Annotated in this window: 20 protein-coding genes and 2 tRNA genes; 3 read left to right on the forward strand and 19 right to left on the reverse strand. The window is 49.8% G+C overall.

The window, feature by feature from the left end:
* The 6 genes from HUU10_08165 to HUU10_08190 form a co-directional block, all read right to left on the reverse strand.
* On the reverse strand, positions 1-1,398 hold the full coding sequence (locus HUU10_08165) for a bifunctional UDP-3-O-[3-hydroxymyristoyl] N-acetylglucosamine deacetylase/3-hydroxyacyl-ACP dehydratase (protein NUQ81569.1): 1,398 nt from the start codon (positions 1,396-1,398) through the stop codon (positions 1-3).
* Between the two features lie 5 nt (positions 1,399-1,403).
* The gene (gene lpxD, locus HUU10_08170; protein NUQ81570.1) at positions 1,404-2,456 is read right to left on the reverse strand and encodes a UDP-3-O-(3-hydroxymyristoyl)glucosamine N-acyltransferase; all 1,053 of its coding nucleotides are present in this window, start codon (positions 2,454-2,456) and stop codon (positions 1,404-1,406) included.
* A gap of 201 nt (positions 2,457-2,657) precedes the next feature.
* Positions 2,658-3,206: an OmpH family outer membrane protein gene (locus HUU10_08175; GenBank protein NUQ81571.1), complete on the reverse strand. Its 549-nt coding sequence runs from the start codon at positions 3,204-3,206 to the stop codon at positions 2,658-2,660.
* A 15-nt stretch (positions 3,207-3,221) separates the two neighbouring features.
* Positions 3,222-3,755 carry an OmpH family outer membrane protein gene (locus HUU10_08180; protein ID NUQ81572.1) on the reverse strand — a complete coding sequence of 178 codons (534 nt, stop codon included), beginning with the start codon at positions 3,753-3,755 and terminating at the stop codon, positions 3,222-3,224.
* A gap of 15 nt (positions 3,756-3,770) precedes the next feature.
* Positions 3,771-6,164 (reverse strand): outer membrane protein assembly factor BamA, encoded by a 2,394-nt coding sequence (gene bamA, locus HUU10_08185; GenBank protein NUQ81573.1) that lies wholly within the window; start codon positions 6,162-6,164, stop codon positions 3,771-3,773.
* Positions 6,165-6,180: 16 nt separating this feature from the next.
* Positions 6,181-6,969: an isoprenyl transferase gene (locus HUU10_08190; GenBank protein NUQ81574.1), complete on the reverse strand. Its 789-nt coding sequence runs from the start codon at positions 6,967-6,969 to the stop codon at positions 6,181-6,183.
* A 171-nt stretch (positions 6,970-7,140) separates the two neighbouring features.
* Between HUU10_08190 and hisB the strand changes: the two genes are divergently transcribed.
* Complete coding sequence (gene hisB / locus HUU10_08195; GenBank protein NUQ81575.1) at positions 7,141-7,719, forward strand: imidazoleglycerol-phosphate dehydratase HisB; 579 nt, start codon at positions 7,141-7,143, stop codon at positions 7,717-7,719.
* On the opposite strand, the gene HUU10_08200 is transcribed toward hisB, so the two are convergent.
* Both HUU10_08200 and HUU10_08205 read right to left on the reverse strand, forming a co-directional pair.
* A complete protein-coding gene (locus HUU10_08200; GenBank protein ID NUQ81576.1) occupies positions 7,716-8,690 on the reverse strand; it encodes an aldo/keto reductase in 975 nt (324 codons plus the stop codon). The genes hisB and HUU10_08200 overlap by 4 nt on opposite strands.
* Positions 8,691-8,706: 16 nt before the next feature.
* Positions 8,707-9,417 (reverse strand): hypothetical protein, encoded by a 711-nt coding sequence (locus HUU10_08205; protein NUQ81577.1) that lies wholly within the window; start codon positions 9,415-9,417, stop codon positions 8,707-8,709.
* A gap of 100 nt (positions 9,418-9,517) precedes the next feature.
* Here HUU10_08205 and HUU10_08210 point away from each other — a divergent pair, with 100 nt between their 5' ends.
* Positions 9,518-10,237, forward strand: a complete 720-nt coding sequence (locus tag HUU10_08210) for a 1-acyl-sn-glycerol-3-phosphate acyltransferase (protein ID NUQ81578.1) — start codon at positions 9,518-9,520, stop codon at positions 10,235-10,237.
* 136 nt (positions 10,238-10,373) lie between these two features.
* Here HUU10_08210 and HUU10_08215 read toward each other — a convergent pair whose 3' ends face one another.
* The 10 genes from HUU10_08215 to HUU10_08260 all read right to left on the reverse strand — a co-directional run bounded on the left by HUU10_08215 (position 10,374) and on the right by HUU10_08260 (position 18,143).
* Entirely contained in the window at positions 10,374-11,069 is a 696-nt protein-coding gene (locus HUU10_08215) for an FKBP-type peptidyl-prolyl cis-trans isomerase (protein ID NUQ81579.1), read from the reverse strand.
* A 26-nt stretch (positions 11,070-11,095) separates the two neighbouring features.
* Complete coding sequence (locus HUU10_08220; protein NUQ81580.1) at positions 11,096-12,301, reverse strand: amidohydrolase family protein; 1,206 nt, start codon at positions 12,299-12,301, stop codon at positions 11,096-11,098.
* Positions 12,298-13,599: an amidohydrolase family protein gene (locus HUU10_08225; protein ID NUQ81581.1), complete on the reverse strand. Its 1,302-nt coding sequence runs from the start codon at positions 13,597-13,599 to the stop codon at positions 12,298-12,300. Before HUU10_08225 ends, HUU10_08220 begins: the two co-directional genes overlap by 4 nt.
* Positions 13,600-13,668: 69 nt before the next feature.
* Positions 13,669-14,913 (reverse strand): glycosyltransferase family 2 protein, encoded by a 1,245-nt coding sequence (locus HUU10_08230; GenBank protein NUQ81582.1) that lies wholly within the window; start codon positions 14,911-14,913, stop codon positions 13,669-13,671.
* The gene (locus HUU10_08235; GenBank protein NUQ81583.1) at positions 14,913-16,157 is read right to left on the reverse strand and encodes an FAD-binding oxidoreductase; all 1,245 of its coding nucleotides are present in this window, start codon (positions 16,155-16,157) and stop codon (positions 14,913-14,915) included. Before HUU10_08235 ends, HUU10_08230 begins: the two co-directional genes overlap by 1 nt.
* A 229-nt stretch (positions 16,158-16,386) precedes the next feature.
* A tRNA-Ser gene (locus HUU10_08240) sits at positions 16,387-16,472 on the reverse strand.
* Between the two features lie 32 nt (positions 16,473-16,504).
* Positions 16,505-16,578: transfer RNA gene (locus HUU10_08245), tRNA-Ile, on the reverse strand.
* A 56-nt stretch (positions 16,579-16,634) separates the two neighbouring features.
* A complete protein-coding gene (locus HUU10_08250; protein ID NUQ81584.1) occupies positions 16,635-17,141 on the reverse strand; it encodes a hypothetical protein in 507 nt (168 codons plus the stop codon).
* The gene (locus HUU10_08255) at positions 17,131-17,685 is read right to left on the reverse strand and encodes a molybdenum cofactor guanylyltransferase (protein ID NUQ81585.1); all 555 of its coding nucleotides are present in this window, start codon (positions 17,683-17,685) and stop codon (positions 17,131-17,133) included. The genes HUU10_08250 and HUU10_08255 overlap by 11 nt, the downstream gene beginning before the upstream one ends.
* Positions 17,682-18,143 carry a hypothetical protein gene (locus tag HUU10_08260; GenBank protein ID NUQ81586.1) on the reverse strand — a complete coding sequence of 154 codons (462 nt, stop codon included), beginning with the start codon at positions 18,141-18,143 and terminating at the stop codon, positions 17,682-17,684. The genes HUU10_08255 and HUU10_08260 overlap by 4 nt, the downstream gene beginning before the upstream one ends.
* Before the next feature lie 97 nt (positions 18,144-18,240).
* Here HUU10_08260 and HUU10_08265 point away from each other — a divergent pair, with 97 nt between their 5' ends.
* The gene (locus HUU10_08265) at positions 18,241-21,678 is read left to right on the forward strand and encodes a GAF domain-containing protein (protein ID NUQ81587.1); all 3,438 of its coding nucleotides are present in this window, start codon (positions 18,241-18,243) and stop codon (positions 21,676-21,678) included.
* On the opposite strand, the gene HUU10_08270 is transcribed toward HUU10_08265, so the two are convergent.
* Positions 21,673-22,188 (reverse strand): type 1 glutamine amidotransferase, encoded by a 516-nt coding sequence (locus HUU10_08270; GenBank protein ID NUQ81588.1) that lies wholly within the window; start codon positions 22,186-22,188, stop codon positions 21,673-21,675. The genes HUU10_08265 and HUU10_08270 overlap by 6 nt on opposite strands.
* Positions 22,189-22,217: the final 29 nt, after the last annotated feature.

The following is a 22,217-nucleotide window of genomic DNA, read 5'->3' on the forward strand; positions in this document are numbered from 1 at the left end:
TCAGGAATTACGTTCGATTATTGAAGCCATCATGTCTGCCTCGCAGACCACCTGCCCATCCACCAACGCCTTGCCTTTAATAGAGCAGATTTTCCGTTTGCGGGAAACCATTTCGATCTCTATCACCAACTGATCACCCGGCGTAACCGGTTTACGGAATTTACAATTATCAATGCTCATGAAATAAACAAGCGTTTCATTCACATTTTCCATTCCGTTGAGAAGAAGAATACCACCAGCTTGTGCCATGGCTTCCACGATCAGCACGCCCGGCATTACCGGATGTCCGGGAAAATGCCCATTGAAAAACGGTTCATTCCGGGTCACGTTTTTGATGGCTGTGATCTTTTCATCAAGCTTAAACTCGGTGATCCGGTCAATGAGCAGAAACGGGTAGCGATGGGGAAGGATTTTCTCGATGGCCTGGATATCAAAGACAATGTTTTCTTTTTTAACATGCTGGAATTTCCTGGTCAGCTTTCTGGCTTCGACCAGTTTTCTGAGTTCCTTCACGAACGCAATGTTGGCGGCATGGCCGGGACGGGCTGCAAGAACCTGCGCTTTCAGCGGGGCACCAATGAGTGCCAGATCGCCCATCAGGTCAAGGAGTTTATGCCGGGCCGGTTCGTTTTTATATCTCAGTTCCTTGTTATTTAAGATCCCGTTTTCTCCCAGAACCAGCTCAGATTGCAATCCGAGCTTTCCTTTTAAACGGTTCAATTCTTCCGGATTGATTTTCCGGTCTACGATAACCACTGCATTGTCGATGTCGCCACCCTGAATGAGGCCTGCTTCGGCCAGCATTTCGACTTCTGTGAGAAAACAAAAAGTCCGTGCAGAGGCAAATTCATTTACGAACTCACGGATGTTGAACATACCGGTGTGCTGACTTCCAAGCGCTGGGTTGTTGTAATCCACCATAACCGTCAGACGGAAATCATCGCTTGGCAGACCAACAATCTGAATACCCTTTGTTTCATCGACATACTGAATGGTCTGATCAATGACCAGATAATCCCGCATGGCCTGCTGTTCAACGGTACCCACGGTCATCAGGGCATCTACAATGGGTTTGGCCGACCCATCCATCACAGGTGGTTCCGGACCATCCAGTTCGATCCGGCAATTGTCGATCTGCAATCCAACCAGCGAAGCCAGAACATGTTCCACGGTATGAACCCGGGCCTCTCCAAGCTGAATGGTGGTTCCGCGTGCAAGATCCACCACATAGTTCACATCGGCAGGCACTTCGGGGTGTCCGGGTAAATCGACCCGAACAAACCGGTAACCATAATTTTCAGGGGCCGGTTTAAAGGTCAGTGTGGTGTGATGCCCGGTGTGAAGTCCCACACCGCGGATCGTTACATCACCATTGATGGTCCGCTGTTTTTCGATCATACGATTTATTTTCCTTCAGAAAGTTTAGCTTCCAGGTGATGGAGTTTGTCTTCCAGCTCCTTAACCTGCCGAAGCAAGACAGGCAACTGTCGCATGGCACCTTCCTGACGGAAAGCTTCCTTGACAGGCTTTGCAGGTGTTCCAAAATAGGTAAACCCGCTCTGGGTCAATGATTTACTCACTCCCGATTGTGCACCGATATTGACCTGATTGGCAATTTCAAGATGTCCGGCAATTCCGACCTGCCCGCCGATCTGACAACCAGATCCGATTTTCACCGAACCAGCCACGCCCACCTGTGCAGCCATGACCGTATTCTCTCCCACATTGACGTTGTGGGCAATCTGAATCAGATTATCGAGTTTGGTCCCATGTTTAACCACTGTGGCACCCAGTGTTGCACGATCGATGGTGGTATTGGCTCCGATTTCCACATCATTTTCAAGAATCACAAAGCCCATCTGCGGAATTTTGCGGTAAACACCGTCTTTTCCAGGTACAAAACCAAATCCATCCGAACCGATAACTGCACCGGCATGAATGATCACCCGATCATGAATCTGGACCTGATGATAGACGGTCACATTGGGATACAGCAGACAGTCATCGCCCAGAGAGGTTCCGGGACCAATCACAGTATTGGCATGAATCCTGCAACGGTCTCCGATTTTGACCCCTGCATAAATCACCACACCGGGACCAACAAAAACATCCTTGCCGACTGTGGCAGTGCGGTCAATAACGGCGCCGGGATGAATACCGGGAACCGACCAGGAAACCGGCGGATTAAACCGTTCAAGCGTAAACAGAAAGGCAGAATAGGGATCATCCACCCGGATGGAGTGTTCCGGCCCATGTTCGGGAATGGTGGTATCGTGGGAACAGATGACGGCCGAGGCCCGGGTGTTTGCCAGAAACTTTTCGTACTTCGGGTTCGAAATAAAGGTGATCTGGCCTTCACCCGCTTCTTCGATTTTGGCGATACCCGTCACTTCAAGCTCGGGATTCCCCTGTAAACGGCCGCCCAGAAAGTCGGCTAATTCTGCAAGTTTCACCATGTCCTCCAATCGGATTGGCCTTTTTTCAGGTGATCTGTCCCGGTAAGCCGGTTTTTCAGGCGCCTGATCAGGCATGTGTGTATGCTAAAATAAAGAACCAACCGAAAAAATCATTATCCGGCCGGATGGCTTTAAATAACAAAGGGCTACGGTTGACATCAGTCCCTCCGCAGCCCGTTTATTAACAGATTTTAAACTGTCTTATTTGCCAGACTTGGGTTTAGCCGGCGCTTTTGCAGTCTTCAGATAGTCCAGTACCTTGAAGGTAATATCCAGGCTGTCATCGGCATACATCACCACATTGGCAATGCTGTTAGTCTTATCAAGCACAAGGGTTAACCCTTCTTTTTTGGCAACAGCTTCGATGGCAGACATGACCTTTTCTTCCATTGGTTTGGTCAGTTCAACCTGCTTTTGCTGCAATTCCTGAACTTTATACTGGTTCAGTTGCTGAAGCTCCTGCTGTTTCGATTGCAGTTCTGACTCGGTCTGCTTACGTTTTTCCGGGGTGAGCAACTCTTTTTTTCTTTCATAGTCGGCGGCTTCTTCCTGAAACTTCTGAACCTTGGTGGCAAATTCGCTCTCGGCTGCCTCACGCAGCTTCTGCATTTGCTGCTGGATCGATTTGGTTTCGGGAATGTTTTCCAGAATCTGTTGCGAGTTTACTGTCCCGATTTTAACCTGGGCAGAAACCGGCTGAGAAAATCCGGCCAGCATAACCAGTGCAAGAATTGCAAGACTGTTTTTCATAGGTGGTTCTTTCTTTTATTGATTGTCGATGCCGGTAACCCGGATTTTCTTAATGATGGCTTCGGTAAGATCTAGCGAGGGGTTCGCATAAAAAATGGCCAGCTGCGAACTGCGATCAAACACATAGTCGAGTTTTTCTTCTTCGGCGACCAGTTTCACTGCTTTAAAAATACTGTTCTGAATGGGTTTCATCAGTTCGGATTGTTTGGTGAAGAGTTCACCATTCACTCCGAATTTCTGATTCTGAAATTCTGCGATTTTTTGTTCCATCGCAATGATTTCATCTTCCTTTTTCCGTCTGACTTCTTCAGAATACAAAAGCTGCTGGGTTCGGAATGCCTGAAATTTTTCATCCAGTTCTTTTTTCATTTTCTGAATTTCCCGGCGCCATTCATCCGACAGAATATCCAGCTGGGACTGAACGTCTTTCACCTCGGGTAATTTTTCCATAACCAGATTGCTGTCAAAGAAGCCGATTTTGCTCTGGGCAGCCCCGGTTAACGGGAACAACATCAGAAATGAGAAGACAAAAACGAAACGGTTTTTCATGCTGATACTCCGTGATTATTGACCCTGTCCGAAGGAAAAGGTGAGGGCCCATCCGTTCGGATTCCGGTTGGTGCCAATTCCATCCAGACCATACCCGTAATCCAATCCGATCATTCCCACAAACGGCAGGAAAATCCGCACACCTGCCCCAGCCGATCGTTTCAGGTCAAAGGTGGCTGCTTCATCAAAAGTCCGCCAGGCATTACCTGCATCAAGAAAGGTGAGAAAGTAAACACTGGCCTGTGGATTCAAAGTAAGTGGATAACGCAACTCTGCTGAATATTTATAAAACGATTTGGCACCAATGGGAATACCACTGGCATCCAGAGGACCAACCATCCGGTCATCATAGCCGCGCAATGAAACGGTTTCGAAGGCTGATAAACCAGAGCCGCCCATGTAAAAATATTCCTGATAGGGAATGGCTCTCAGATCATTGGGTTTTGTAGTGTGCAACAATCCGAACCGGGAAGACTGAAAGAGAACCAGATCACCGGCAATTCTTGAATAGCCTTCAAGGAAAAATTTATGTTTTGTGTAGGTAGCCGTTCCGGGTAAGAAGGGCGGTCCTGCAAGCTCCGTGTATAAAGTCAGGTTCGATCCGCTTCTTGGGAAAATCGGATTATCAAAACTATTTCTTGAAATCACCTGAGTCAGTGTATACTGAGTGGTGAAACCGCTCAGATAGTAGAGGGAATTATAACCGCCGCTGTAATCATTGCTCTGGTAACGAAATACCCAGTTACCGGAAAAATAGTCATCGGGCCATTTCAGGCGGCGGCCGACACTGACAGAAAATCCGCGCTGAATCAGCTGATAATAAATATTCTGGTAGGTGTAATACACACTGAAACCAACCGAAGTAGGTGTATCGAGAAACCACGGCTCCTGAAAGGAGATGGAGAAGGTGTTGTATCGGTTATTGACACCAAACTGTGCATCGAGGGAGAGGCGCTGAGCATCCCCAACTGGGATCGGACGCCAGGCACTGCCTTCGAATAAATCACCACCGGCAAAATTGGTGAAAGTGAGACCCACTGCACCCGAAAAACCAAAAGTGGCCGAATAGCCGGCGCTCAGATTCAGCTGATCACTCGATTTTTCTTCAACCGTGTAAACAAGATCCACCGTTTCCTGATCCACGATGGGGGTCTGGATATCAATTTTTTCCGGATTAAAGAAATTCAGCACCGAAATCTGACGCTGGGAACGTACAATGGCATCGCGTGAGAAGGTATAGCCAGGAAGCGTGTACAACTCACGGCGGATTACTTTTTCCTTGGTTTTTGTGTTTCCGCGGATGTGAACACGGCCGATATTAACCTGATTTCCCTCGGTAATGGTAAAGGTCAGATCCACCGAATCCTGCCCGATTACAGTTTCCTGTTTATCCACCGAGAAAAACATGTAACCGCGGTCGTAATAAAGCGACCCGATGTCCTTGCCTTCCTGAGTGAAATACAGGTTCTGATTCAGTTTTTTCTGGTCATACACATCGCCGGAAGCAAATCCAAGCACATCGGTCAGGACGGTATCGGAATACAATTTATTACCGATCCAGTTCACATTGCGAACGTAATATTTATTTCCCTCGTACAGGAAAATATCGATGAATAATTCCCGTGGTTTATCGGGATGGTAGTAAACACTGTCACGGATAATACGGAAATCTTTGTAACCCTGTTCCTGATAGAAATCCTTCAGAATACCTTTGTCTTTCTCGTAATCGTCCTTTTTAAACTTGGGTCCCCCGAAAATCCGCCACCAGCTATCCTGACGGGTTTCTTTAAATTCAGAAATCAGATCATCATCCTCATAACCGGTATTTCCATGAAATTTGATTTTCTTTACATAGACATCCGGTCCCTCATCAACCTCAATAATGAGATTGACTTTTCCCGTGGTGATCGGTTCTTCGGTGAACTTAACCGTTGTTTTCAGATAGCCGTCTTTGGCGTACCGGTTTACAATCAGATTTTCCCACCGTTTCAGCGTGGCCGGATCCAGCATTTGTCCTTTAATCAGAGTGATTTCCTTTTTAAGGTCATCCTCATCGAGTTCATCCAGACCTTTGAAGGACCAGGAGTCCATCCGGCTGTACTCCTGAATTTTGATCACCACAAAAATCTGATCACCGATCCGTTTATCTTCCAGAATCTGGATATCACTGAACAGTCGCTGACGCCACAGGCGTTTAACGGCGTTGGAAAATTTATCGGAAGGAATGGAAACCTGGTCACCGATGGCGAGACCTGAGTTGGAAATCACGACCTGCGGATCGCTGAAAACAGCACCTTCAACCGAAATACCGGCGATGGTGAACATTTCCTGTTTGGGTTGACCGAATTGAGCAAATGCGCTGGAGGAAAACAACAGCAGGGAGAGGAGAAAAACCAACCGGTTTGTCATGTTTACTAAAAAATCCTTATGCCGATACCGGCTTTAGTTGCTCACTGACTTTTCCGAATCGCCGTTCCCTGCGGTTAAAGGCACGGATGGCTTCATACAGCTGGTTTCTGCGGAAATCCGGCCAGAAACAGTCGGTGATGTAAAATTCTGAATACGCTAACTGCCAGAGAAGAAAATTGGAAATCCTCAGTTCCCCGCTGGTTCTTATCAACAGATCCGGATCAGGAATGCCTGCTGTGGACAGGTTTTCCGATACCGTTTCAGAGGTAATGTCTTCCGGCCGGATGGTGCCGGCCTTCACTCCTGCTGCAATTTGCTGGCAGGCATGCACCAAATCCCATCGACCACTGTAGGACAGAGCCAGTACCAGGGTCATCCGGTCATTCTGACGGGTCAATTCCACCGTCTGTTCCAGTTCGAGCCGGACTTTTTCGGGCAGGTCACTGGTATTCCCGATGGTTCTGAGCCTTATTTTGTTTTCGTTCAATGTGCGGAGTTCTTTCCGCAGACTGTGAATCAGCAGACTCATCAGGGCGCTGACTTCATCCTTCGGGCGACCCCAGTTTTCGGTACTGAAGGCATACAGGGTCAGATAGGAAACTCCGAGTTCCGCACAGGCTTCCACGGCATCCCGGACCGAATCAACACCCGCCTTGTGACCGGTAACCCGTGGCTGACCCTTCGCTTTGGCCCATCTTCCGTTACCATCCATAATGATGGCAATGTGTGCCGGAATCTGGCAACCAGCCTTTAACTCATCCTGTAACCGGCGATCTTCCGGGGTCCGTTTGTCTTTCACAGCCATCAATTTTAAGGTAACCTGCAAGTTACCCACCGGTCATTTTAAAGTCAACGAACCTGGCAGCCGCACGTCGGTTCGGTCGGTCAGAAACGCATGTATCAAAGGTACGATTGGGCAAACCCGTTGTGAATACCGATATTTGTACACCAACTAGTTAGTCTCAGGACCCCACTTATGCGTCAGGCCACCATAGACCGGAATACCCGCGAAACCCAGATCCATGTCGAACTGACTATTGACGGCAGTGGCCGGTACAGTGTCGGAACCGGCATTGGTTTTTTTGACCACATGCTGGAACAATTCAGTAAACACTCGGGGATCGATCTTCATATTCAGGCCAATGGTGACATCCACATCGATGATCATCATCTGGTCGAGGATACCGGACTGGCCATCGGTGCCGCCCTGAATCAGGCTCTTGGAGAGAAGAACGGGATCAACCGTTACGGATCGTTTTATGTACCGATGGATGAGACCCTTGCCCGCTGTGTGATTGATCTGTCAGGCAGAGCCTACACCGTATTTAATTGCCATTTTGAAAGAGAAAAGATCGGGAACCTCTCCACCGAAATGATCAGGGAATTTTTTGTGGCCATGGGAAATACCCTGCGGGCAAACATCCACCTTGAAGTTCTCTACGGCGTAAATGACCATCACAAGGCTGAAGCCCTGTTCAAAAGCTTTGCCCGCGCTCTCCGGGAAGCTGTCCTGATCAACGGCACCAGCCTGCCTTCCACCAAAGGAATTCTTTAAGGCAGACGCCCTCCCCTTACCGCCGTATAAAGGGCATACCATTCTTCCCGTGACAACTCGAGAAGCGTGGCCTGTGCGCACGCCCTGATTCGATCCGGATTGGTGGTTCCGATCACGGCCTGAATGCCTGCCGGAAGCCGAAGCAGCCAGGCCAGCACAATGGCTTCCCTGCTGACCGTGTATTTCCTGCTCAGTTCACCAATCATGCCGATGACCTTCCGGTAGGATTCATTTTCAGGGCTTGCGTTCTCATTGGTCAGGAGGCCTTTTGACAACGGTCCGTAGGATTGAAGCTGGATTTTATTTCGCTGACAATACTCCATGGTACCATGAAAGGCCGAGGAACCCTGCGCAGACCGGTGATTGGCGGTAACTCCCAGATCGAGCCAGTGATGATGAACCAGACTGAGCTCGACCTGATTGATCATGAGAGGCTGCTCGACAACCGTCTGCAACCAATCCAGCTGCTGCCAGGTAAAATTGCTGACTCCGAAATGACGGACTTTCCCCTGCCGGTGCAGTTGCGAGAAGGCTCTGGCCACTTCATCCGGTTCCATCAGCGGATCGGGGCGGTGCAGCAGCAGAAAATCCAGATAGTCGGTTTGCAGTCGGGTCAGGCTCTTTTCCACCGATGAGATCAGGTGGTGGTAGGAAAAATCATACCGGTGGGGCTTCCAGGGATCATCACTCAGGTGAATGCCGCATTTCGACTGGATGTAAATGGTGGATCGAAGACCCAGGTTTTCCTTCAGCAGCCGGCCAAACACCAGCTCAGCTTTTCCACGGGTGTAAATATCGGCATGATCAAACAGCGTGATACCCGCGTTAATGGCCGCTTCTGTGGCGACCCGGGCCTTGTTCACATCGTCGTTGGTTAGAGGGGAATCGTTCCACTCACCGCCCAATCCCATGCATCCGTAAACGATGGGACCGCATTGGTAACCATACGTGGTCACAGGAAGTTGTTTCATGTTCTTTTCTCCTATACTATGGACGTCCGGGCCAGTGATGACCCAGCAGCACGGCCGGATTTAACTGATCACCACCTGCCTGAATCCGGATCCAGTCAATAATCAGATTGAGACGGAAAACCAACTCTCTGAACTCTCCATCAAACACCCGCTGGTCCTCCACCATGAGTGCCAACCCCGGTTCGGACAACCCGGTGGCCAGCTCACGTTGCAGGATGATCACTTTCCACCGGAAAGTCACGGGAGGAAGCCAGTGAGTCAGCAACCGGAAATAGGAAAGCCAGAGTCCAGCCCATCGATCAGGCCAGCCATCTATCACCGACCCATGCCAGTGAATGGTATCCAGCAACCATGGGACCGGCGGAAAAATCAACGCTTCATCATCGGTGCCAGCCGGCACCTGTTCACGGTTCACCAATCCCTGAATACGGGAAGGAACCAGTTCATTCCAGGAAACATGCCCGGTAAGAACGTTCAGTGCCTTTCTGATCAGAATTAACCGGCGCGCCGGCACTTCACCGGTCAGCACCATTCCGAGAACCGGCGGACCAAACAACTCATCGGTGATGGTCACCACCTGTTTCTGAAAGCAATAACTTCCCACCGCCTCCAGATAGTCTCTGAAAAAGGATGAAAGCCACTGCTGACCCTCGGGGTCGAAACGGTTCCAGATGGATTCCGGGATGGGTCCGATGGGGTACCACCGGTTCAGTTCTCTGATGGCCATGCACAAAAATACACGGTCTGTTCGCGGAAGTCCGGATTGGCAACCTGAATGAAACCGCCAACCAGATTGACCCGAACCACTGTTTGGTGCATTTTTGGATATGAGAACCTTCAGAGCGCTCCTCAATCTTCTGATACTACCCGGTTATGTGATTCCCGTGCTGATCTGGTTTTACCTCATGATTCACAGCAGGCGATCGTACCGGTTCGAAATTGCATTAAAGCGACATTGCCGGATTCTCTTTCGCCTGCTGGGTGTGCGGGTCATTGTGAAAGGGAATCTGCAGCCGCTTTACCGGCAAAAGGTTATTATCATGCCGAACCACATCAGCTATCTGGATCTTCCGCTGCTTTTCGGATTTCTGAAGGTACCGATGTGTGGACTCGAAGATCACCGGCATTTCCGGTATCCTCTGTATGGAAAAATCATCCGGCGCATCGGAAACTTACCAGTCGACCGGCGCAATCCGGTTCAGAGTTTCAAATCGGCCGAACAATTGCGGATCCATTCGGAAAGTAAACAGGTTGTCATCTATCCGGAGGCAGGACGGTCCCGGGATGGTCATCTGATGGAATTGAAACGCATGCCATTTCAGGTGGCAAAGGAATTTGGAAGGCCCATTCTGCCGGTTTTTGTTTACGGAATGGCTGATGTGAATACGAAACAATCCCCGCTGATTTATCCCGGCGAAATTGTGATTTTTATCAGACCCGTGGTACCGCGTGAGGTGGTGATGAGATCGAACCTGGATGACCTCAGGTCTCAGGTAGCCGCCGAATTGTCCTTCGCGCCTTTTACCAAAAAGCCCACCCGGTCCTGACCAGAGAAGAAGTTGCCGGCCCGCGAAGGTTGTTCCGGCAAAAATCAGGGTCCGCCTTCCTGTCTTGCAGCCGAAGACAGAACCCTGCTTTTCATGTATTTCCGACTAAATCCTGGCAGATTCAGTCGTTTGGTAATCAGGGAACGATTCCGAGCAATTCCACTTCAAACAGCAGAATGGAACCAGGAGGAATTGGTCCGTTGCCCTGATTGCCATATCCCAGATTTGGAGGGACAATCAGCTCAATTTTTCCGCCTTCTTTCATAAGCAGTATCCCTTCGGTCCAGCCGGCAATCACTCCATCCAAAGAAAATTCGATGGGTTCGCCCCGTTTATAAGAACTGTCAAACTCCTGCCCATTGGTGAGGGTACCACGGTAATGAACCCGCACTTTTGAATCGGATCCCGGCTTCCTCCCCGTTCCTTCCTTCACCATCTTATACATCAGACCGCTGGGTGTCACCTGAATACCGGGTTTTTTTGCCATGGAGTTGAGGAATTTTTCGTTTTCCTCTGCCTGTTTCTCGTCGCGTTTTGCCATGGCTTCCATTTGTTTCTGCTGCATGATCATCTGAAATGCTCTGATCAGACCTGCGGTTTGTTCTTCGGTCAGATGCCCTTCCAGACCTGCAAAACCATCCTGGAAACCACGGGAAACCAGCTCCGGATTCAGGTCAAATTCGTTAACCCTGAAATTTTTTCCCATATCCTGACCAATGGAATAACTGATGCTGTCGCGCTGATCCTTCATGGATACCGGGCCGGAATTCTGTCCGCAGGCGGTCAACGGAATCAGCGTCAGTAGCAGGAAGGGAAAGAAATGACTTTTCATGTAGATGTCCTGTTAGTTGTGAAAAATTAGTAGCAGGTCTGGCTGACGATCCGGCCATTGATCAGAACGGTGCAGACCCGTGTGGTGTATTCGAACGGATCTCCGGTCAGAACAACCACATCGGCATCCTTACCCGGATCGAGGCTCCCCGTCCGGTGGCCAATGCCAAGAATGGTTGCTGCATCGAGAGTCAGGGCCTTCAGGGTCCGTTCCAGACCCAATCCGTTTGCTGCATATAACCCGGCCTCAAACAAAACCACACGGGTTTTGGGAACATATTCTTCATAGCCCGACTGGAAGGCAAACGGAACAGATGCCTCTGCCAGCATCCGGGCCGATTCAAACGTTGAATTCTTTAGATCACCCATGGTGCGAACCATGGAGGGCTGCAGCAGAACCGGACAGCCTGCTTTCCGGAGTTCAGGAATCATTTTCCATGCTTCCGCGGCTCCATCCAGCACCAGATCCAGATTAAACTCCTGTGCAAGCCGGATTGCCGACTGAATATCAGCCTGACTGTTCGCATAAATCAGGGCCTTGTCCTCCCTGCTGAGCAAACGGGAAAGGGACTCAAGACGCAGATCCGTCGCCGGATATTTCGAAGGATCTTTAGTGGCTTTCTTCTCACGGTATTCTCTGGCTTTGATCAGGTCGGCCCTGAGCATGGCAATGGCCTTTGCCCGGGTGCCTGGCGATTGAAAATGGCGGGAAGGTCCTTTTCCGACGGTGATGGCCTGCATGGTTTCCTGATCAATCAGATCTCCATCTGCCGATTCACCCAGGGTCTTCACAATGAAGGTTTGTCCTGAAATCAGGGCGCCGGGGGCATGGCCGGTGTGAATGGTGGTTACGCCAAAGCTCTGCAGCCATTTTACCAGTTCATCTTTCGGATTGTAGGCATCCACGGCTCTCAATTCGGGTTGAATGGCCGAAGTCAGGTCAAGCTGATCCTGATCATGGGGCTGGTTCAGCACACCGGTCAGTCCGACAACCGTCCGGGCATCAATAAATCCGGGAGTAACCACTTTTCCACTGATCACCTTGTAACCGGCGGGAATTGAGACCGAATCGGCCGGGCCGACCTGTTCAATTTTTCCGTTATTCACCAGAACCACGCCATTGGAAACCGGGGGTTTGCTGACCCGGTAAACCATTTCACCCCGGATGGCAACCTGCGAAAACAGACTGGCAGGTAATAAAATCAATCCGGTTAAAAAGAAAAATTGTTTCATTGATGACCTCCGCCGAGATCATGATGATCATACAGCAAATCGCGGTAAATCTGATATCCGCCGGTGGCATAAGCCTTGTCTGCAGGATTCTGCCTGTCAAACACTTTCTTTCCCTCGACCCACGTTTGTTCCACCGTTGTGTAAACACTGAACGGGTCACCGGAAAGAATGACCAGGTCGGCTGATTTTCCGGGTGCGAGGGAACCGACTTTCTTTTCAAGTCCCAGCATCTCTGCCCCGGCAATGGTTAATCCTTCCAGCGCCTTTTCCCTGTTCATGCCGAACCGGACAGCCATGGCAGCAGACCGGAGAAAGAGTCTGGAATCGGTAATCGGGTCATCGGTATGAAATGCCACACGGGCGCCTGCAGAATCAAGAATGGCCCCGGTCCGCGGACTTAAATTGGCTGCCTCCAGTTTACCGCCGGGCGAGTCGATGACAATAATGGAAGATGGAATACCGGCCCTGGCAATTTCACCGGCCACCATCCAGCCCTCAGAGACGTGATGAAGGACGACTTTGAATTGGAATTCTTTAGATAGGCGGATGGCGGTCATGATATCATCATGCCGGTGTGTATGAAAATGCACAATCCGTTTTCCATTCAGGATTTCCAGCATGGATTCCATCTGCAAATCTCTGGCCGGACGTTTGGAGGCATCGCTACCCGCCTGATCCAGTTTCTTTTTATAATCCTGAGCACGGACAAACAAGTCGCGCATCATGGCTGCACTTTTTGAACGGGTTCCGGGAAAAGGACCGGATGTCCGCATGGAATTTGTTCCATTGGCCATTTTCATTCCGCCGTAAACCGTACGGGTGTCATCGGTGTGGATCAGCAAGTCTTCTGCGGTCTTCCCAAACCGCATTTTCAGGTAAACCGTCTGACCACTCATCAGGTGTCCTGAACCCGGCATCACGTTAACGGTGGTGATTCCTCCTGCCCTGGCCCGCATGAATGTGTCACTTTGCGGATCAACCGAATCGAGAATCCTTACATCGGGATTCAGTGCGGATGTTCCGTCACCACCATCTCCCTGTCCGAGATGGGAATGGGTATCGACCAGACCGGGGATGATGACCTTGCCTTTGCAATCAATGATTTCGGCTCCCTCAGGAATCTGAAGAGTCCCGGCAGCACCCATGGCCGCAATGGTTTCACCCTCGGTAATCAACACTCCATTCTGTATGACCGGTGCTTTCACCGGATGGATGGTTGCGCCGGTAAACACTCTGGTCTGAGCCAGAACGCCCGAAGCAGCCATGAGGAAAATACAGACCCACGTACCTGACTTCATATCTTTTCCCGATAGGTAAAGGGGGCAAAGAACGGGAAGCAGACCGGAGTTTGCAAACGAACCGGCCCGTCAGGAAGGGAGGATCGGACGGGGAGTAAAAAAACCCGTTGCCTGCGGAATCGGAAGCGAGTACAGGTTATCAATCCGTATTTCCAAAGGTGGTTGTGTATCGCCCGATTCAGGGATCGTGAGAGCAAATCCGGCCAATCCCCCCGGATGCGTTCCATCCATCACCGAAAATCTGGTCCAGGAGGAAGCCGTACAAACCGATAAAACCTGATCACCCCTCACCAGACTGATTGAGGGATGGTTTTTCTCAGGAATCCACACGGTGCCCGATAAAACACCCGGAAGCCGGTTGTAAATATGAACAACCGGTCCTGTCAGACGGCGTGAGCTTCCGATTTTCCAGCCAGACAGGAACCGGACGAACCGGTTTTTCCAGATTTTTCCGGGGAAAGGACGGATTTTTTTCCTGAAGGGTACCGGAACCGCTGCCAGCACCAGACTTCTGAGCATCAGGGCCAGCAGGTAAACCGTTGCGGTTAAGGACCACTTACCGATTCCCAAAACAGACCAAACCACCTGAATCTGGCGCAGATAAATGGATATGAGGTTCAGGTAGTTGACCGACCAGGAGGAGGTTGTACTTCCATCCCATTTGTTTTTGATATATACAAAAGAATCGAGCCACCGGAAACGTCCCATGAGAGCCAGTCCGGAGAGCCACACTCTTTCTGTGTACATTTTTTTCCATGTCGGCCTGAAATAGTGCCCGGCGGCATGAACCGGGGCTGTTCTGAACAAGGCCTTCAGAGCCCCCAGCGCCAGGTGCCAGTGCTGGAAGAAAACAAATACATCCAGCGACCAGGTTTTCTGCTCAGTGAAACCGGCATAATCCACCGTTTCACCTGCAAGCACCTGCCCATCCAGTTCCCGACCCCGTGATGGACCGAAAACGGCAATTGCTTCCGGATCGGTTTCCAGGATTGAAACCATTTCCTTCAGGTTGCAGACTGGAAAGTGATCATCATGAGGAATCCAACGGAAGTAGGTGCCTTTTGCAGACTGCAGCAGCAGGTTATAATTATCAATCCATCCCTTCTGATCAGATGATTTCAGAAACCGGAATCGTGTATCGCCGGCATAGCGGGCTTCAAGCCGTTCAATGGTATCATCCAATCCATGACGGTCCGATATGAGAATTTCAAGATTCGGATAGTCCATGGCATCGATATTCCGGCAGATATTGTCGAAAAACCGGGCCGACCGGTACAGGGGAATTCCAACCGAAACCATCGGCCATTGAGCCATCAGACCAGACTCCCGGCCAGAGCAGACCCGAGTTGTTTTTTTAACTGAAGTGCGTGATACGGTGCGCTGGTGAATTTTCCGGTGGAAATGGAGAAATATCCGTCTTTTTTCTGAACACCGATGTCATATCGTTCATGTAATTCACTGTCAGGAAGGGTGATATCCTTGTAGGAGCCGCGTGAAAAAATAATTCCGGCATCAACCAGCCCTACCTGAGAGTTTTCAATTCCAGGTACCAGATGTTTATACACTTCGAAGACGTCGGAAATCAATTGATTTCTGAATTCCTCGGGCGTCAGACCATTGCAGGCTGCTTCCCAGTCTGAAGGCGTTGAAATATCATTGCTCCAGCCTTTCATCACCACCGGGTACCAGGACAGGTAAGACCATTCAGAATGGGGATAGGTAACCAGGTCCCCATACGCACCCAGCACATAAGTGAACGAGTCCCGAACAGGCAATTGGTCAGGTAACCTGATCATTAACCGGTATTTCAGGCGATTCACCCAGTGATAATCGGGAACCAGACCCACCTGTTGATCAATCCGGATACGGTCTTCCCACAAACAATTGACAACCAGATCAGACTCATAGGTTTGAAGGGATCCATCAGCAGCAGACGTAACCACCCGGAAGCCTGCAGGGGAATCATGTACTTCCATCACCTTTTCGTTCAGCCTGATCTGCACGCGATCACCATTCCCGTTCAGCCTGGTCAATAATTCCGTCCGGAATCCAACCAGATCCAGTGCGAGTTCACAGGTTTTCGCCCATGCCAGTCCCCTGTCGGGAGCAAATCCGACCGGGCATGAAATCGGTTCCCAGAACACCGGTTCCCTGAAACCCAGATAGTTCAGTTCAGGATCGGAAAGTTCACGGTGATAATCCTGAGCCAGCTGATCATAACATGCAAACAACCGGTCGGCCGGTACCATGGTATCGGTCATCACGGTGTAGGTAAACGGATTGGAGACCAGTGATTTCCAGGGAAACGGGGATCCGGTCAGTAAATCAAGACCCGGGGCAAACCTTAAGGCAGATCGCAGCATGAGAACCGGTGTTTTTCCGGTCGGATCATTGGCATAGACAAAGCCGAGGTGAATTTTTCCCTCATTCCGAAGGCTGGCCCTGTTGAACAGACTGGCAGCTTTATCGATAATGGTTACAGAAAATCCTTCTGATAGCAGGGCAAAGGCGGAGGAAAGTCCCTGAATTCCACCACCCAGAATCAATGCTTTTTTCAATTGAACAACCATTCCTTAAGTGAAAATTGACTGCAAAGTAACGGACAGAGAAAAACCGGAAGCAAAAGGAGACTTCTTGGTTTTATCCGGAAAGAATTCCCGGTAATCCACCCCAAAGAGACCATTAACAGGAATCGTAAATTCCTGCCTCCGTGGAGAACCATCGATTTTTACGTGCAATAAAAAACCCGCAAATCATTGAAATTCAACAACTTGCGGGTTTTTTTAGCGGAGGAGGTGAGATTCGAACTCACGATACCTTTCGGTATACACACTTTCCAGGCGTGCGCACTAGACCAACTATGCGACTCCTCCGGGAAGGGAATGCTTCCTTTTACAAACTGATGTGGGCCCTGCAGGGCTCGAACCTGCGACCAATGGATTATGAGTCCACTGCTCTGACCGACTGAGCTAAGGGCCCCGAACCCTGAGGGGACCGCAAAGTTAGACAAACCAGTGAATCGATGCAACCGGTTTTCAGAAATTTGACTCATCGGTCCAGCGAACCAGTTTCCAGGGAGAGGTAGCCGTTGGCCGGCCCAGCTGGAATCGGGCAATACCATCCCCCTGAATGACATCCACCGAAGAAAAAACCACGCGGAGGGTAAATGCCCGCGAGAGAATGGCCTGAACCGAATCGACACGGTAATCCCTGAAATAACTCCACTCCAGTTCCAACTGTTCACTGTTCCTGAACAGACCAGCTGTGGTTTTCATGTCCTCAGAACGGCCCCAGGACACATCGATACCCCGCTCGAAATCATAATAATTAAACTGAAAGCCATCATCCAGCAACTGACCGTAGAGGGTGGTGTCCTGTATCCGGTAGGCAGTTTTAAATGCTTCGTAAAATCCTTCGATCGTGACCTGGTTCCGGGTACCCGTGTTCCCTGCATCTGATTCTGTGCCGACAGGAGGTGCAAACGGATTGTGGCAGGAGGTGAGAATCAGAAGACCAGCCAGAAGGAATCTGTTAAATATCACGGATCAGATCCTCGGGTGTATTCAGATTTAAAAAATGCCGTGAATGGCTCTGTGGAACCGGAAGCAGCAAGGGATCAATCAGACCGAAAAAATAATCCAGGGACCGGATATCACCTCTTTCGAGCATCAAATGGAGTTTTTTTGCCTGAGTGACCGGGCACAGACTGTGAAGGACCTGCCGGTTACCCTCCTGAGTGACCGGAATGGTAAGCCGGAGAGGATCAGCTGAGTGCAAGAACCATTTCAGCCCCTCATCAGACAGGCAGGGCAAATCACCAGCAAGAAATAATACCGGCTCTGATGGGAATTCTTTCAACACCGACACCACTCCTCCTAACGGACCCGGGTAACCAGGCGTATCGTAAAGAATCCGGTCCGGCCCAGGTTCCAGTCCATCCTGCTGACCAATCATCCATACCTGCGTGGCGTAAGGTCTGATCTGCCCGAATACCCGTTCAAGAAGGGGAGTTCCATTAATGGGCTCGGCAAGTTTGTTTCTGCCGAAGCGGGTCGATTTTCCTCCTGCTAAAACGGCCGCAATCACGCGCGACCTGCTTTCCCCTCTGCCACCCACATCAGTTGAACAAAATCACGGGCCACCTCTCGGCCATTCTTGCCTTTCAGCACTTGCATCACGGCCTGCTGGAAACTCATGATATACCCCTCTCCTGCAGTCAGTTCAATGGCCTGCAACACATCGGCGAGCAGATGGGTGCTGGTCTGATTTTTCCCATCCTTCCGGCCGGAAATTTCCTGTTCTGCACTCAGGTGAAACCACTCCAGATCGGGCCAGGTTACCGTGACACCCGCTTTTCTGAACCGCTCAGAAAGACGCAGGTAAGCGGTCACCGGAAATTTTTTTGCCTGAAGCTGATAAAACTGAATCAGAGTCAGGGACAGCCCGCTCCGACGGATCAATTGCCATGGCCAGAAAACCACAAGAAGCAGCATTCCTGCAGCAATTAATGCCACAATTCCTGTCAGAATCATCAACATGGTCATCCCATCTCTCATTTGTTATTCAGAGCAACCAGAAACTTCCGGCACTTTCTCAATACTATAATACGTTGTAACTTAACAGAATTTACTACTTTCTTACATGGGAAACCACCAAACATCCCTGTCAGACATCCTGTCAGGATCCATACAACCATTTCGCTCACAGTTAAATTCCTACCGGATTCTGTCGGCGATTGCAATCGGAGTCTTGCTGATTGGTTGGCTTCTGCATGAGAGTTATGACAATCCCGGTGTCAATCCGGTTATCCTCCGGTTACTTCTTATCGGTGCTTTCACCCTGTTTCTGACCGGCACACTGATTTCCCGGTACATACAATCCCGTGCTGCTTTTTATTTTCCGATTCTTCTGGTTTTTCTGAATGCCTGGATATTATATCTCGTTCTGATTAACGGATTCCGAATTCAGTTTCTTCCCGGACTGGTTTTTTCTGTGATGCTCACCAGTGCCGTTTTTCAGAATTTCCGGTATCTGACTGTATACATCGGAGGCCTCACCCTTTTTCTGGTCCCGGGAGCTGCCCTGGCCCCTCAGACAGCCACCAATCAATTTATTTTTATAACGGTGGTTCTGATTGTTTTTATTGGCATTTACCTGATTCTGTATCTGAGAACCTTCACCAATGAACGGTTTGGTCTTCGCACCGAAATCTTCTCATCCATTTTTATGGATTCAGATGCGGCCCTGTTGCTGTTAAATCCAGATAACGGAGAAATCGGATATGTGAATTCGAAGGCCTATGATCTTTTTCATTTGCCCGAAGCCTATTTCAGCCAGGGTCCGGTGCCCTTCAGTCAGCTTGTTCCTGTTCCGCTCGATCCACAGGCACCCAATCAGTTTTATGAAGTCAGACTGAGCACATTTGATGGCAGTTTGTTCTGGGGTGACATTTCGGTCAAACCATTCCGAACGGCCAACAGCCGGTTTATTCTTGTCAGAATAATGGATGCCACTCTGCGGAAAGGAGCAGAAGAAGCAGCCGAACGAATGACTGCCCAACGCAGACGGCTTCTCGATATTGCCCGATCCCTTTTAAACACGCTCAGCCTGGATGATGTGTTTAAAACCATCACCGATGCCCTTTCCACTGTGGTCCGTTACAACCTGATTGTTTTGTACTGGCAGGAACCTGGCAGTAAAATCCTGCGTCCGCTTGCCAGCCGGGCCATTGACTGGAAAGGATATGATCCCGATCAGTTTGTGATTCCGGAGGGACAAGGCATTGCCGGACGTGTGGTGGTGACCGATGAAATTGTGATGATCAATAATTCTCACCTGGATCCTGAAAGTTTTTATCCATCGGGATATGATCCGGGTGAAGAACACATCATTGCCATTCCGGTAAAAGTCTCCGGAAAAAATGTCGCAGCTTTTTCGGTTATCCGCACCGGTCCGGTTCCCTTTTCCCCTGATGATTTTGAACTCATCCAATTGCTGGTCACTCACTCCATTTCTGCTATTCAGAACAGCGTTCTGCATGAAGAATTCAGACGACGGGCCCGGCACAGCGAATCGCTTGTCCAGGTTACCAAGGCCATTAATTCCACCATGAAGCAGGAAGAATTGCTCGACCTGATTGTTGAAAAAGTGCTTGAACTGATTGAAGCCCGTCATGGAGCCCTGTTTCTGCTCGACCCGCAATCGGGCCGGTTATCGGTTGGGGCAAGCCGCGGAATCGACACGTCCATTATTCCAAGGCTTCAATTTGGCCCCGGTGATTCCATCGCCGGCTGGGTGGCACAAACCGGCCGGGGCGTCATGATTCATGATGTGGAAAAACATCCGCGTTTTCAGGTGGTGGATCAGAATGAAGTGTTTACCTCCATGATTTCAATACCGCTTAAAATCAAGGACTTGGTGGTGGGAGTCCTCGGTGTTGACCGGATGGCTGGTGAAAAATACTTTACCGAGAGGGAATTCAATATAGCCTGTGATTTTGCCGAACAGGCCGCCCTGGCCATGGAAAATTCCAGGCTGTTTAATCAGATCGGGGTTTCTGAAAAGAAATATCGGTCCCTGTTCGAGGAAATAGATGATGCTGTTTTCATCGCTTCCACCGAAGGATTTATTCTGGATATCAATCCGGCCGGTTACCAGATGTTCGGGTATACTTCAGCCGCAGACATGTTCAAAGTCAATATCTGGGAAGATTTGTGTATTGACAAAGCCAACCGGGATGTTTTTCTGAAAAACCTTTCGCGTATCGGCAATGTTAAGAATTTTGAAATCACCATGAAACGGAAGGATGGCACCGCAATCACCGTTCTGCATTCCTCCAGCCTGGTAAAAGGTCAGGATGGTGAGGTGCTCTATCTGCAGGGAACGATTAAAGATATCACCGAACAGCGCCGGTTTCAGCAGCAGTTGTTTCAATCACAGAAGATGGAATCGATCGGGCAGCTTGCCGGCGGGATGGCTCATGATTTTAATAACATCCTGTCAGGAATCATGGGCTATGCCAGTTTTATCCGCAATCAAATGGATCCTGACCATCCGCAATTCCGGTACGTGTCGGCCATCGAACAGGCTGCAAACCGCGCAGCCGACCTGATTTCTCAGCTGCTTGCATTTGCCCGCGGTACCAGTGCCAATAAAATTCCGACACAGATCAACAAAATAATTTCGGATACGCTTCATATTATAGAACGAACCTTCGAAAAACAGGTTACTATCCGGACTGATTTTGACGCGGATTTACCGCTGATCATGGGAGATCCTGTTCAGCTACAGCAGGTTTTTCTGAATCTGTGTGTGAATGCAAGAGATGCCGTCCGGGGAAAAGGAACCATTGTAATCACCACACTCCGCAAAACCATTTTTGCCGATCCTCAGATCCCGGAAGTCAACCCCGGAGAATATGTCATCATTACCGTAACCGACAATGGAATGGGAATGACAGAGGATGTCAGGAAACGGATTTTCGAACCGTTTTTCACCACCAAGGAAGTCGGAAAAGGAACGGGCCTGGGCCTGGCCATGGCCTATGGCGTGGTGAAGAGTCACTCCGGATTTATTCAGGTTCGTTCGGCTCCCGGCGAGGGATCGACCTTTTCGGTATTTCTGCCTGCCCATGTGGCCGGGGGAAATGAACCGGCCGATTCAGTTGAGGTGCAGACACAGAATACTCAGGCTGTTCATGACGGATCAGGAGCCAGCATTCTGGTGGTGGATGACGATCCTTCCATCCGTGGTCTTATTTCGGATATCCTCACCCACTACCACTACCATATCCTTCATGCAGGAAACGGACTGGAAGCCATTCAGATGATGGACCAGCACGGATCGGGAATCCGGTTGATCATTCTCGATATTATGATGCCGCAGATGAATGGAGTGGAGGGTTACTTTGAAATTATTCAGAAGTTTCCCGACGTGAAAGTCATTTTCTCGAGCGGATACTCACAAACCGATCTGCTGGATGGAATCCTGAAGGAGAAAAGTGTCCGATTTCTCCCGAAACCGTATCATGTCAAGGACTTGCTTGATATGGTCAACAGCATGATGGAATCCCCTTCATAGTTTCAGATACCGGATGATTTCACGGCAAAAGGCCGGTAAATCATCGGGCCGTCGGGAGGTGATGAAATTACGGTCCACCACCACTTCCTCATCGACCCATTCACAACCCGCATTGATCAGGTCATCCATAATTCCCGGAGTTGAGGTAACCCGGTACCCTCTGACAATTCCCGCTGAAATGGGAATCCACCCGGCATGGCAGATAAAAGCAATCAGCTTTCCGGAGTCATGCATGTGTCGTGTGATGGCTTTTACTTTGGGTGAGCGACGAAGCTGATCCGGGGCGAATCCACCCGGGATGACCAGCGCATCGAAGTCATCAGGATTCACCGATGGAATGGACACATCGGACCTGCACGGATAGCCGTGTTTACCCTCGTAAACATGCCTGGCCTCAGGTCCGGCAACCACCACCTCAGCGTGGGCTTCGATGAGTCTCAATTTCGGATACCAGAGCTCAAGATCTTCATAAACATGGTCAACCAGCATCAGAACCCGCAGTTTTTTCATGGTTTCCTCCATTTTTCCTGCAAAACAAA

The sequence above is a fragment of the Bacteroidota bacterium genome (genome assembly GCA_013360915.1).
Lineage (GTDB): Bacteria > Bacteroidota > JABWAT01 > JABWAT01 > JABWAT01 > JABWAT01.